A 13147-nucleotide genomic window follows, 5' to 3' on the forward strand; every position below is an offset into this window, starting at 1 on the left:
GGGTTTTCTCTTCGATACCATCGGCGATTCTTCTCAGCGATTTCTGCCATGACCTCATATGCGTCTTCAAGACAAGCATGACGAAATTGAGTCAAATCTGGCCAGCGCTCTTCATCAAATTCGGTTTGCATAATTTTTATTTTCTTCTTCGAACGTGGAGGAGTCTCAAGTAGCGGAGCGCGTAACGGAATTGAGACGTCCGACTGGTTGTGCTTAGTTTTATGCAACCAGTGCCATGGTTCATAGGCGATGCCAAATTGATTGTTGCGTGGGTAACTAAGTATAAAGCCGAATTCTACAGCATGTTCTTGTAGCCAATGAAATGCCTCAGACGTCTCAAATTTCTCCCCAAGAGGAGGGTATCCATCAGTGGTAATATCTATAGCACGCCCTGAATGATGCTCACTGAACCCAGCTGGGGCACTCACTCTGAAAATTTCGGTGTCGGATATGCCTTTTCTACGTTTTCTTTCAATTATCTCTTCCTGGCGCGCAACGCTACGAAACGCCGATACAATTCGTAAGTTTATCCCCTCAGATATAGCTTTTGCTTTCAATCGCAGCCACGAATCTGCGGCGTGTGGATGTAGCAGGAATTCTTCCTCTTCATCAATTATTGAGGTTAGATTCTGCTCTTCTGAAATTGGAGGGAGTGTCTGCATTTTCTATTCTGCACAACAGCTTAGTATACGCGCAGGATGCGATTGTTGCAGGATTTGCCACTGGTTGGAGCAACGTTCATTGTACCTGATTTAATCATTGAGGAAATGCCTTATCAATATCAATTTTCGGTATGAGTTGACCGATTCAGTGACGCTTGAGGGGATGTGTTCGGCTGCCAAGCTTCATTGACAATTGCGATCGGAGAAGGAAGCATTCAGTGATCATAGATTAACGATACATAATGGAAGAGAATCATACGTTACTTTATCTTGGCGCTGGCCTGGCATATGGAGGTTTGTTTTTGGCGCTCATTATCGCCATTGTTGCTTGCACGCGTCCGCAGTACAAAGATTTCCGCTACGGCGCTTTCTTTCTCTTCGGTAACTTGGTGGCCACGCCGATGGTGGGGCTTGGCAATGTCTGCTTCTACTATGAATTTCTCTCAGGCGGCTTGGCCCACGCGCTCGCCATTCCGACAATTTCCATCATCATTGGTGTGCTCTTTGCCTACAAGTTTCTGGATTTGAGAAGTAAGACGCTGTTCTGGATCACGAACATTCCTTATATCCTGATGGTGTACACGATCATCCTGCCGATTTTTAACATCATCTACATCTACAAGATTTATAAGCCCACGGAAACGGCGGACCTGTCGTCCATCGCTGAGGGATAAGGGGGCCTTAGTCCTCCAGCCCGGTGAGTTTTTTCTGGACGGTTTCCCAGTCGGCGTAGGCGCGTTCGATGTTGGTCTTGAGCCAGTCGTAGCGGTCCATGGATTCCTTGGTGGCGGGACCGCTTTGCTTGAAGAAGGCGGGGTCCATCATTTTCTTTTCGAGCTCGGCGTATTCGGCCTCCCAAGTGGCGATGTCGGCTTCGAGTTTATCGCCTTGTTTGCGGAGCGGTCCAAGCTGGCGGTTGCGCTCGGCAACGAGTTTGCGTCGTTCTTTGGCGGAGAGTCCGTCGGGCTCGGGAGTGGTGTTGGCCGGGGAGGATGCTTTGCTCGAGTTTTGAGCAGCAGGTGATGCTTTGGCGGCGGTCTTGGCGGATGCGGATTTGGAGTCTGTTGCGGCGCGTTGGGCGTCGCGCTCGGCGGCGATCTTTTCCAAATAATACGTGACGTTGCCCGCGAACATGCGTGCGCCATCGGCGCTGATCTCAAGCGTTTTTTCGGCAATGGGGTCGAGGAATGATCGGTCGTGCGAGACAATGATCAAGGCACCATCATACTCCTTGAGCGCGCGCTGGAGCACTTCCTTGGAACGCATGTCGAGGTGATTCGTTGGCTCGTCAAGGATTAGGCAATTGAAGGGCTGGAGGAGCATTTTGGCCAGCGCGAGGCGATTTTTCTCCCCGCCGCTGAGCACCTTGACTTTCTTGAAGACATCGTCGCCTTTGAAAAGGAATGCGCCGAGCAAGGTCCGTGCGCGACGGCCTTCGCCTTGGGGCGCGGCGGATTCGGCGATGCTGAGCGCGTTCTCCATCGGGTCAAGTTCGTCCGCCTGATGCTGTGCGAAATATGCGATCTGCGCCTGATAGCCGACAATGCGTTCGCCGCCTTGGATGGGCTCCTGATCGGCGAGAATGCGGGCCAGGGTAGACTTACCCGCGCCGTTACGCCCGACGACCGCCACGCGGTCACCACGTTCGAGTTTGAAGTCCAGGTTGCGATAGATTTCGAGGTCGCCGTAACGTTTGACGACCTGCTTGAGCTCCAGGATTACTTGGCCGCAATGGGGGGCTTTGGGGAGGCTAAACTGCACGCGGTCTTCTTCGTCCTCGATTTCGATGCGGTCGATTTTCTCCAGCGCCTTAACGCGGCTTTGGACTTGGGTTGCCTTGGAACTCTTGGCGCGGAATCGTTCGATGAAGCGTTCGGTTTGGGCAATCTGGCGCTGTTGGCTTTCGGCGGAGCGCTTCAGAGCGTCGCGGCGAATCACGCTCTCGGTTTCAAAGAAGGAATAGTTGCCGGAGTAATTTTCCAGCCGCCCTCTGGTCAACGACCACGTGCGCTGCGTCAGGCTGTCGAGGAATGCCCGGTCGTGTGAAACGATGATTACGGCACCTTCGTATTGACGCAAATATTGCTCAAACCAGCAGAGGGACTCGAGGTCGAGGTGATTCGTCGGTTCGTCCAACAGGAGGAGCGATGGCTCGCGGAGGAGCAGCTTGGCCATGGCGATGCGCATTTGCCAGCCACCTGAGAATTCTCCGCAGTCGCGCTCCAGATCTTTCACGGCAAAGCCAAGGCCCAAGAGTACGCGTTCGACGCGGGAGGGGAGTTTGTGCGCCTCGGCGTCGTGGAGGTGGTGTTCGAGCGCGCCGATCACCTCGAGTGTATCGGCGTATTCTTCTTCGGCTGGGTCGAGCTCATGAAGGCGTTCGCTGGCGATGTCGACTTTGCGCTGGATTTCGAGGACGTCCTCAAACGCGGTCATGGCTTCGTCACGCAGGGGGCGACCCTTAACGGCAAGGCCGTCTTGGGGGAGGTGGCCAAGGGTGACATAGCTCGCCTTTTCGACCGCGCCGCCATCGGGCTCCTGTTCGCCCATGAGTAGTCGGATGAGGGTGGACTTACCGGCACCGTTGGAGCCGACCAAGCCAATGCGGTCGCGTGCAGTGATGGTGCTCGTGATGCCGCCGAAAATGGTGCGTGCGCCAAAGCGCAGATGGATGTCTCGCAAAGTAATCATGGATTTTTAGAGCACATTCGTGGACAAACGTGCTTGCCTCAATCAATTTTAAAAGGCCATTTTATAAATACGGTAGCTAACCCGTAAGCGGATTGTCGTTCAATTCGCGATCTCATGAGCAAATTTGACCTATCGAACCCGTTTGAGGGGAGCGATCTTCGCTCTCTAATGTGGAAGAGCAAAGGGATATTTAAAGATTATCTCTTTTGGCGCATCATTAGCGTGATCGTGGTGGTGCCGTTTCCGATCATCACCCAGCAGGTGATCGACAAGGGGCTGTCCTCAAAGGACATCGTGCTCTGCCTTCAGTTGGCAAGTGTCTCATTGACGCTGCTCAGTCTGCACATCTTCGCGATGATCAAGGCCGTTCGGCTTCTGGCGACCAATTCTCAGGCGCTGACCAACTCCATGCGTGGGCGTATATTTGGCAAGTTGCAGTTTATGCACTTTGGCTTTCTGGACAGCACGCAGACCGGGCGTTTGCTCTCCAAGTACGCGTTTGATACGCAGAATGTGGAAATGGCGATGGTGCCCATGGTCTCCTCAGTGATTCCTGAGCTGTTTCGTTCGGCCTTGTTGATTTGTGCGCTGGCTTTCCTGAATCCATGGTTGCTGCTGTTTGTCTCCGTAGCCTTGCCGCCAGTGATTATTGTGCGGGTGGTTTTTATGCGCCGCTTGCGCCTCTCGAATGAGTGCGTCCGCCGTGCACGGGAGAAGCTGACCGGCCACGCCAACGAGTTCATTTCTGCGATTCGTTTGGTCCGTGGGTTTGGTCAGGAAAAGCCCGTTGAGGCCAATATGGACTCGATCAGCGGGAACTACAGCGAGCGTCGCCGCATTCAGATGGAGCTCAACCAGACCTTTGGTTGGGTGGTTTTTTCCCTATTTGCCTGCATCGAGATTCTGGCCATTGCGTGTGGTTCGGTTCTGGTGCTGCATGACCAACTGACGTTGGGCACCCTAGTGGCGCTGGTGGGTTCGCTTCCGGTCATCCTAGCTCCGGCGCAGTTATTGGCGCAATTCAACCTGCAATACATGCAGGGGCAGGAGGCTTATCGCTCGATCAAGGAACTCGTCGACTCGGGCTATGTTGAGCAGTGGAAGGGTAAGCGTATGCCAGAAAACTTACTCGCCAAGATCGAGCTGCGCAACGTCTCCTTTAAATATGATCGGGCGGAACGCTATGCGATCCGAGACATGAGCCTCACGATCGAGTCCGGCAAACATGTGGCCTTCGTGGGTGCCAGTGGCTCTGGTAAGAGCACGATGGTCAACCTGATCCTTGGGCTTTATCCTGCCACCTCGGGTGAAATCTGTATTGATGGTGTGCCTCAGGAGGATCTCGCGATTCGCGCCTTTCGTCGGCATTGTGCGATCGTGATGCAGGACAATTTGCTGATATCTGGCTCGGTTGCAGATAACCTTCGTTTTGCCAAACCCAACGCAACCAAGGAGGAAGTCATCCATGCGGCTAAGGTCGCTAATGCGTGGGACTTTATTCAGGACATGCCACAGGGACTTGAGACTAAGGTCGGCGAGCGTGGTGTTGCCCTCTCTGGTGGCCAGCGTCAGCGCATCGCCATCGCACGCGCTGTTTTGCGTGACCCAGTCATGCTGATCCTTGACGAGGCGACCAGCGCGCTGGATAACGAGAGCGAGCACATCGTCCAGGAGGCATTGGAGCGTATTGCCAAAAACCGGACAACGATCACCATCGCCCACCGTTTGAGCACCGTCCGCAAAGCCGACCTTATCGTGGTTCTTAACCAAGGCGAAGTCATTGAAATGGGCACTTATCAAGAACTGGCTGCCAAGTCAGGTGGTGCCTTTGCCGACCTACTCGCTATGCAGGAGCATTAATACAGGAGGCGAATTCGCCTTTTGAATTAAGTATCCAGCTATAAAAAAAGCCCGCAGCAGTAACGCCACGGGCTTTTATAAGTTTAGTTGCGGAGATATGCCTTACTGGAAGGTATACACGCGAACCGTGCCGCTGACTTCGTTGGCAACAACGAGGAGGTTGATCCCGTTGGGGCTGTCGCTCGCTGGGATAAACAGAAGTCCTTCTGGTCCGAGGTCGCCGGCTTCGGAGCTTTCTGGATCGGCCTCAAAGTCACGGACATTGATGTACTGCACGAACTCAGGAGTCTCAGCCGAAGTGACGTCGTAAACCATGATCCCGCCGATGCGCTCAAGACCGATGAATGCGTAGGTGCGGTTATTGACAACGCCGATCGTTACGCCTTCGGGCTCGGGGCCTTTGTCGTCACTACGACTGTCGAAGCCGGATTCGTCGTTGGACGAGTTGAAGTATTCTGGAACTTCGTCGGCGATGATATCTTCGAAGACCGAGCCACTGTCGTATACTTGGGTCATCGTATTGCGACGGCCAATTTCCCAGATGGAGAATGAGCGTGCGCCGTAGGCGTAGAGCTTGTCGAAGTCGCCATCATTGTCGGTGTCGCCGAGGGTGGTGGTGATGTTCAGGCGGCCGAGGTTGGCGCTATCCTGTAGCATGGCGGCGTTGGGAAAAGCAGTGGGGTCGAGGACGATGTCCTTGATGCGCTCTTCTTCGCTAAAGCCGTCGTAATCGCGCGCGTCGCCTTCATTTGCGGTGATCACGTAGGTGCGTGCTTGGAAGCCAGATCCGGTCGACCAAGTGGCGATGGAGTCAGGCTGATACATGCCGTAGATGGGCCAAGGCTGGATGTTTATTTCGTCGTCCTTGTTACTGGCGTCGAGAGCGGACTTGGACCAGTCTTTGAAGCCGAATGGGTTGATGGCGATTACGCGGCCACTGGCGATACTGATGGTGGCCAGAGCATTGTTTTCCTGTAAGGTCACGTAGGCGTAGCGGGAGTCGTCTGAGACAGCGATGTATTCCGGCTCCAGGTCCTGTGCAAGGCTGGCACCGGGGCCGAAGACACGCACATCGTCCAGATCGAAACGACGCTTGAAGAAGGGCTTTTCAAACTTCTCGAAGGTGGCATGGCGCGCACGTGGTGCCGTGAAACGTAGGCGTCCGGCCAATTGTGGTCGACGCTCAATCAGCTTCATGCGATTGGCGACAGCGCTGACATTGATCACGCTTACCGAGCCTTCTGGGTCGAAGGTGTAGTCGGGGTTTGGTTCGCCTTCATTGGCGGTCAAAACGAAGCGACCATTAGGCGTGAAAACGATCATGTCGGGCAAGTAGCCAACTTCGGTGGAAGTCAGCAGATTGCCGTTGGCGTCGAAGAAGCCCGCAAAACCGGTCAATGGCATGTCGTCGGAGTCACGTTTGCGAGCGATTGCCACCGCAACTAAACCGTTGTGGATAGCCACGCTATTGGGCTCTGCGCTGATCGTATCCGAACCAAAAAGTTCCTGAATGTCGATCTGGTCAATGAAGACGGGATTGGCGGGATTGTTCAGGTCGAGAATGTCGACTGAGCTGTCGTTCGCATTGACCAGGAAGAGGCGTTCGCTGCCAGGATCGAAGGCGGTGATTTCCGCAGCACTCTCGTCAAAGAGTCCGGTTTCATAGACGCCAATCGGGGTCAGCACGGGCTGGGCGTGAAGTGATAGCGGTAGCATGATGGCCGACATGGCCACGGAAGCGCCGAGCAATTTTGCCCTCCGGGAGATTTGTTCACGTAACATAGTTTGCGTTGATTTCGGTTGTATAAAGGTGGGCGGGCACAAAGAAATACCGTGAGCCGCCACGGAATTTTCATCAACGTCCATTGTTACATGGATAGAGACGCAAAATGGCGTCGTTTACGTGCCAAATATGTGAAGACAGCGACAGAATGCCTTGCAAACGAAAGGGTTATGGCAGCTTGGTTACGATTTTTTCATCGCCGTAACGTCGACCCAAGTAATGCCCTTAGAGGGTAAAAGGCGCGCATAGCCGTTCAACGATCGTGTAAATTGCGATCAGTTTTATCGACTGTCGGAGCTTTAAAAAAACAGCCTAGCGCCGCTTCTTCAAAATCGAAGGATCTTTTTTGGCTAGCTCCATGATCTGAGCGGGTGGGCGGCCTGACTGGTAGAGCTGCGCCATGATTTTCATTGCCGGGTCGATGTGGCGGAAGAATTTCATGTAGGCCGGGCAGAGATAATTGAGGCCATACTCGCCGTCGCTGGTCCAGGTGAAGCGATGCTTCGGGCACTCGCCATTGCACGCAAAGCGGACGTCGCACTTCACGCATTTCTGTGGGAGCATGGACTTCTTTTCCTCGCCAAAGTTTTTCATCGGCTCGCTCTCGACGATGGCACCGAGAGACTGGTTGAGCACGTTGCCGACCTTGTAACGCGGGTAAACATAGTGATCGCAGGTGTAGACGTCGCCGTTGTGCTCGATGGCCATAGCGCGTCCGCACGTCTCAGCGAACACGCAGAGGCCGCCGGGAATGTTGAGCCACTTGCCAAGGGCCATGTCGATGATCTGAACGTAGGTCTTGCCAATGTCACGTGTGACCCAGCGGTCAAAGATCGCGCAATGAAAGTCGCCGTATTTTTTAGCATCCACGCTCCAGTGCGCCATGACGGGGGGGCGCTTTTCGATGGGCGGGTTACGGAAGTCTGGTGGATGGGCGAGTTGCAGGCCAATGTCGCGTGAGTGCTCGTCGGGGAGGCGCTCGACGATGGGGATAAATTGCAGGTAGCCGGAGCCAATGTTTTTCAGGAACTTATAGACTTCCAGCGGGTGATCGACGTTACCTGCGTGGACGCAGGTCAGCGTGTTGAATTCGACCTTGAATTTCTTGGCCAGCTCAATGCCGCGGATGACCTGCGAGTAGGACGGGCCTTTCTTTTTATCGACACGGAACTGGTTGTGGAGTTTTTCAGGCCCGTCGATGCTGATGCCGACCAGAAAATTCTCGTCATGCAGAAAGCGGCACCAGTTTTCGTCAAGTAAAGTGCCGTTGGTCTGGAGCGCGTTCTCAATATTACGGCCTTTCGCGTATTTCTTCTGGAGGGCGACAACCTTCTGGAAGAATTTTACGCCGAGCAGGGTCGGCTCCCCCCCCTGCCAAGCAAAGGTGACGTTTTGCTCGGGCTGCGATTCGATGTAATTGCGGATGTAGCCCTCCAGCACCTCGTCGCTCATTTTGAAGCGTTCGTTGGCGGCGAAGAGATTTTCCTTTTCGAGGTAAAAGCAGTATTCGCAATCGAGGTTACAGAGCGGCCCGATGGGCTTGGTCATCACGTGGAACGGCGCTTGCGCCAGTTCCTGTTTGGGACCTGCGGTCAGTTTTTCGTCAATTTGAATTACCGGACTCTGGGGCATCGGGTTGGGTTGATGGCTGCTGTTGCTGTGGCGTTTGTTTGGGCTTTAGTAAACCCTTCAGGAGGCCGCCGACGGCGTTCGTGGCTTCTTGATTCTGCTTATCTTTTTCAGTCTGCTCAGTTTTGGTCTGATCGGTCGGTTGGCCATCTTTGCCAAAGCCCGTGATGGGGCTGATGATGGACTCCAACGCCCCGCCTCCAAGTCCGCCTACTAGGTTAGGAACATTGGTGATGAGCGACTTGGCCAAGCTGCTGTAGTAGTCCACACTTGCCATACTTCCGGTAATGTCAAACCTTGGTCCGGCTTGGTAGCCGTCCTTGTCCTTCTCCTGTCCGAGGATTCCGATTTTATTAAATAGTTCGGCTTGCTTACCCTTGGTCCAGATTTGGCTATTGATAACGAGGGGCTGCTGTTTCATCGGGACGCCTGCTTGATAGGTGATGCCGCCATTGCCCTTGAACTTCAGGTTATTCGTCGAGCTGACCAGCAAGAATTCCTGCACGTTGATGTTTAGATTCTCCTTACGGTCTGCGACGAATGAAATCTGGTCGTAGTTGATTTCCTTGCTAATTGCGTCGAGCAAGGCGTTGAGGTTTTGAATGCCTGGGTTCTGTGAAATGGTGTCTCCACCGGCCAGACCCGCTAAGCTGCTGACCAAGCTGAGGCCGCCTGCGGCAACGCCGACGACATTGTTTTGTTGAAGTGTCCGGACAATGCCGGGGCCGCCCTTGAGGTCAAAGTCAAACAACGCGGATTCGGTCAGTAGGCCGAGAGTGGGAGCTTCGCCGTTGGCGGAACCCTTGATCGTGAAGGGGCCTGTGACACTGGAGTTTTTGGGGTTTCCGTCCTTCGAGAGCATGGTGCCGACCTCTAATTGTTGGAGGTCGAGGCTGGCGTCGAACAGGTAGGGCTTTGGGTTACCCTTACGGAAATCGATGATGGTTTTCAGCTCCACGGGCGCGCCGTTGAGTGTGGCTTTGAAGGGCGTAAGACGCAGTGTCTCGGCGTTGATCACGAGCTTGCCTTCCAGATTATCCACCTGATTGACGTCCCAATAGACCTTGGTGAACTTGAGGTTCGCTTCGCCTTGGTTGCCATCCCAAACGGCAATTTTGTCTGGCTCGACGGTGGTCTGTTTGACCTTGGGTTGATTGGCGGAGGGGGGGGGGGCGGCCTTAGCTACAGCATTCGGGTCTTTAAAAGCGTCCATCAGGAAATTCAGCTGATCGTAAACCAGTGTGTTGCCGGTAATGTCCAACTGGAAATCGTTGACGCCCTTGGTGCGGTCGATCTTCGCGACAATCTGTGCGTCAGTGGTGCGTGCAACGCCCTTGATCACCAGTGGGCCTTGGAGGTTGATATTATCCGATCCGTCGACTGTGCCCTTCACCGATAACGTGGCGCTGGGGAGCTGGACGAAAGTCTTCTTGGAGGTCAGGTCTATCAGTGCGAGGGTTGCGTCAATATCCATGCCGCTGTCACCGGGGACGACGTTGGCCTTGAGCGAGTAATTGCCGCCTGCGAGGCCAGCATAGGCCGCGAGCATTGGCTGGGCTTGAAGTTTCGCGAGGTCGCCAGAGAGGTCGAGAGTCACGTTGGTCGTCTTTGCAAACTCTTCCATGTTTGCGGCTAGGTCGAACTTGCCTTGGATCAGCTTCTTAGTCCCACTGGCCAAGAGAACATTGTTAACGGTGACCGTCAGGTCTTTGCCCTTCACGGCGACGTCGGGCGTCATTTGAATGTCCACTGAATCGAGGAGCGGCTTGCCGTCCTTGACCACGCTTAGTCGCCCGACTTGCCAAGGCTGTGTGCTTTTGACGGAAAATGAGTCAGCGTCGGTGCCGCTGAAGGTGGCGGCACCGGAGATATTATCCCCGCTAAGCTTCATGTTTGGGGCAAATGGGCTGAGCCAATCCACAGGGAGGTTGGACAGGGCGATGGAGAGCAATTCGCCGGGCTGGCCATCCAGTTGCGGTTTGCCGTCCACAGTCTTGATCGTGAACTTGCGCTTAAGATCGATCGCCAAAAGCTTGCGGCCATCGGCGGTGACGAAATTCGCGTCCAGCGTTTCCAGCAAGACTTGCTTAGGCACGATGGTGGACTTGAGCGTGGCTTTAAGTGTGCCTGAGCCGACATCGGCCAGCTCGGGTTTCCATTGGGCGAGGTTGCGCAGGTCGAGCTGGAGTGTGCCCGCGACATCAAACTTGTCAGCTTTGCCGTCGAGCTGGAATTTTTCGTCCATGGTCAGCGTGAAGTCTGGCAGGTCGGCTCCCATCAAAAATGGGGCCAAGTCAGCGCGATCAATATTGGCGGTAAACGAACCGTCGAGCGATTCTGTCTTTGGAGAAAAAGTGGACTGCAGGTTGGCGAGTTGTTGGCTGTTCGTGCTGACGGTAAACGCGTAGGTTTCGGTGGCAGCCTGCTTCTCCGCCGTCAAGGCGATCGTCATTTTGGCGGGCGAGGTAAGGTTGCCGCCGCTTGCGCTGATGTCGCCATTGAAGGTGATGTTGTCGAGCTTTTGGCCGGTGGTCTGGTTAAGTGTCAACGCGCCATTCACAGATAACTGACTGGCTGCGGCACCGGGTGTCTGGTCTTTCAATTGCCCGGAGATCGTGAGATTCCCTTCCTTGCCGGGGGCGATGTCGCCGCCGTTTAGCGCAAAGGTCAGTTGGCGATTGGGCATGCGCACTTCGCCATCGATGTCGACCTTGCCAATGAAGATTTTGACTGGAATTTCGGTGTTTTCAAAAATGCCCTTAAACTCGGGAACGCCGCCGTCCACGTTGGGGCTGTCATCCTTATCCTTATCGCTTTTTTCGCTGGGCTTCATGTTCGTGGTGTCCACGTAGAGGCCCTTGATTGCCAGCACGTCGATGCGGATTTCCTTGTCGAAAATGTAGTCCCACAGCGAATAGTTAAGAGTCAGGTCGCCCAGTTTGACGATGGCTCCGTTTTGCTCGATATCGAGGCCCTTGATGGCGACTTTGGATGTGCCCGCTTGCAGGGTTTCGACTTGAACGCTATCAACGCTGCCCTCCATCGCGCTGAGGAAAACGGATTTCTGGAAGCCGGGCCGTGTAATGACGATGCCGCCGATGACCAAGAGCAGGACAACCAGCACGGCGAGGATAAGGATGATTTTGAGAAACTTTTTCATAGTGGGTTTGGTTGGTATAGCTTACTCAGTTGGACAGCAGTAACAAGGGAAAGGGTTAATCTTAGCGGAATATAAATTAAAGGCCCTGCGTAAAGAACCGCTGTAATGCCCCTTGCAGGAGGCCATTACAACGTGGTTGGCGTGCGCTAGTTACGCCGGATTCGCGGAGGAACTGGATCAGTGCGGCGGGGGCATCCCCAGCCATCCAGTGATGCCACAGGCCGAAAAAGTCCTGATCCAGCTCTACCGAGAGCAGAGGCAGGAAGGCGTCTACGACGAGTGTATCCAGCCGTGAGCCAGTGAGGACGCCCGCGAGAATGTCTTCCGCGAGTTCGGCGCGCAGGCGGGTAAAGCTGGCTTGTCGGCGGACAATGCCCGTAGCTTCGTCGGGGTCAGCAGGCGTTTTGAGTGCAGACCAGCCTTTTAGCGCGCTTGGCCAGTCGGGGCGGGCGTGGAGCAGGGCGAGGCATTGCTCCAGACGTTTACGGGGGTGGTTGGCTGGCCGGAGCCCCGCGAGCTTCCATTGCCCCTTTGCGGTGTCAAAAAGCTCCTCCGCGCCCATTCCGCGCATGGTTTCCGGCGGGAAGCGCTCGGCTAAAATGTTCATTGGGGCACGATTGCGACGGTAGCCCAGTGTTTCGAGGAATGCCTGATGCAGTGCGAGCGGCCAACCGAGGCGCTTGAGGCGAAGCTGCGCGTAGCGGCGTTTCTGTCGCCAGCGGTCGAAGGCGAGGTCTCGGAGGTCGGCGCATCGGGCGGGGGGGGGGAGGCTCAGGTAAAATTCGAGCAATTCAACATGGTCACGGCGTTCCAGTGCGAGGAGGGCGTCCTCCATGGCGTGGGATTCCAGATCACGATTGAGATAAGGCAGTAGCGCAATGACCTCAGGCTGGGCACCCAGTGAAGTATAGGCCGGGCGGGCACCGTCATCGAACACCACCACGTGCAGGGCGACGCGGTCGAAATTGCCGTCGGTTTCGTGCCCGTGGGCAAACCAGTCGCCTTGGTAGAAATGAATCTCCACGTCTCCGGTGACGCGTTGGCCGTCGATTTCAATTAGGGCGTCACGAAAGTCGGGGCCTTCTTGCAAATTCCATTGGCCGGGGCGGCGCACAGTGACGCGTTTCCCAGAGAGCGTTTTCAGGCCATTGGAGCAAAAATCCTGCCGCAGCCAGATGTGTTGCACGACGCGCTCAGACAAGCTGACCGGGCCGAATTCACCGGGTATTTCGGCGACCTCTAGGGGGGGGCTTGGTTGGGCGGGTGGAAAAGCAGTCATGGTGTAGGATAGACTATTGCCATTGAGCACGACGCCAAGCGCAATCCGCGCCTACGGTGATCCTTTCGGGCAAATTGGAATGC

The 13147-nt window shown here is 54.9% G+C and carries 8 protein-coding genes; 2 read left to right on the top strand and 6 right to left on the bottom strand.

Going from position 1 to position 13147, the window contains the following annotated elements; translation table 11 throughout:
* Positions 1-662 (bottom strand): M15 family metallopeptidase (locus IE065_RS05900; RefSeq protein WP_189512857.1); only part of this gene is annotated, 662 nt, incomplete at its 3' end.
* A gap of 242 nt (positions 663-904) precedes the next feature.
* Between IE065_RS05900 and IE065_RS05905 the strand changes: the two genes are divergently transcribed.
* Positions 905-1336 carry a hypothetical protein gene (locus IE065_RS05905; protein ID WP_189512859.1) on the top strand — a complete coding sequence of 144 codons (432 nt, stop codon included), beginning with the start codon at positions 905-907 and terminating at the stop codon, positions 1334-1336.
* Positions 1337-1343: 7 nt separating this feature from the next.
* On the opposite strand, the gene abc-f is transcribed toward IE065_RS05905, so the two are convergent.
* A complete protein-coding gene (abc-f, locus tag IE065_RS05910; RefSeq protein WP_189512862.1) occupies positions 1344-3353 on the bottom strand; it encodes a ribosomal protection-like ABC-F family protein in 2010 nt (669 codons plus the stop codon).
* 114 nt (positions 3354-3467) lie between these two features.
* Between abc-f and IE065_RS05915 the strand changes: the two genes are divergently transcribed.
* A complete protein-coding gene (locus tag IE065_RS05915) occupies positions 3468-5213 on the top strand; it encodes an ABC transporter ATP-binding protein (RefSeq protein ID WP_189512864.1) in 1746 nt (581 codons plus the stop codon).
* A 102-nt stretch (positions 5214-5315) separates the two neighbouring features.
* On the opposite strand, the gene IE065_RS05920 is transcribed toward IE065_RS05915, so the two are convergent.
* The 4 genes from IE065_RS05920 to IE065_RS05935 form a co-directional block, all read right to left on the bottom strand.
* Positions 5316-6995, bottom strand: a complete 1680-nt coding sequence (locus IE065_RS05920; protein ID WP_189512865.1) for a choice-of-anchor I family protein — start codon at positions 6993-6995, stop codon at positions 5316-5318.
* Between the two features lie 313 nt (positions 6996-7308).
* Complete coding sequence (locus IE065_RS05925) at positions 7309-8628, bottom strand: anaerobic sulfatase maturase (RefSeq protein WP_189512867.1); 1320 nt, start codon at positions 8626-8628, stop codon at positions 7309-7311.
* Positions 8600-11785, bottom strand: a complete 3186-nt coding sequence (locus IE065_RS05930) for an AsmA family protein (RefSeq protein WP_189512870.1) — start codon at positions 11783-11785, stop codon at positions 8600-8602. Before IE065_RS05930 ends, IE065_RS05925 begins: the two co-directional genes overlap by 29 nt.
* Positions 11786-11861: 76 nt before the next feature.
* On the bottom strand, positions 11862-13064 hold the full coding sequence (locus tag IE065_RS05935) for a DUF2851 family protein (RefSeq protein ID WP_189512872.1): 1203 nt from the start codon (positions 13062-13064) through the stop codon (positions 11862-11864).
* Positions 13065-13147: the final 83 nt, after the last annotated feature.

It is taken from the genome of Cerasicoccus arenae, from assembly GCF_014651635.1.
In the GTDB taxonomy this organism is placed as follows: Bacteria; Verrucomicrobiota; Verrucomicrobiia; order Opitutales; family Cerasicoccaceae; genus Cerasicoccus; species Cerasicoccus arenae.

What these genes read in the sequence shown, in the direction of transcription:
- IE065_RS05925 (WP_189512867.1), bottom strand. Translation starts at nt 8,628, where the DNA reads ATGCCCCAGAGTCCGGTAATTCAAATTGACGAAAAACTGACCGCAGGT.
- abc-f (WP_189512862.1), bottom strand. Translation starts at nt 3,353, where the DNA reads ATGATTACTTTGCGAGACATCCATCTGCGCTTTGGCGCACGCACCATT.
- IE065_RS05905 (WP_189512859.1), top strand. Translation starts at nt 905, where the DNA reads ATGGAAGAGAATCATACGTTACTTTATCTTGGCGCTGGCCTGGCATAT.
- IE065_RS05935 (WP_189512872.1), bottom strand. Translation starts at nt 13,064, where the DNA reads ATGACTGCTTTTCCACCCGCCCAACCAAGCCCCCCCCTAGAGGTCGCC.
- IE065_RS05920 (WP_189512865.1), bottom strand. Translation starts at nt 6,995, where the DNA reads ATGTTACGTGAACAAATCTCCCGGAGGGCAAAATTGCTCGGCGCTTCC.
- IE065_RS05915 (WP_189512864.1), top strand. Translation starts at nt 3,468, where the DNA reads ATGAGCAAATTTGACCTATCGAACCCGTTTGAGGGGAGCGATCTTCGC.
- IE065_RS05930 (WP_189512870.1), bottom strand. Translation starts at nt 11,785, where the DNA reads ATGAAAAAGTTTCTCAAAATCATCCTTATCCTCGCCGTGCTGGTTGTC.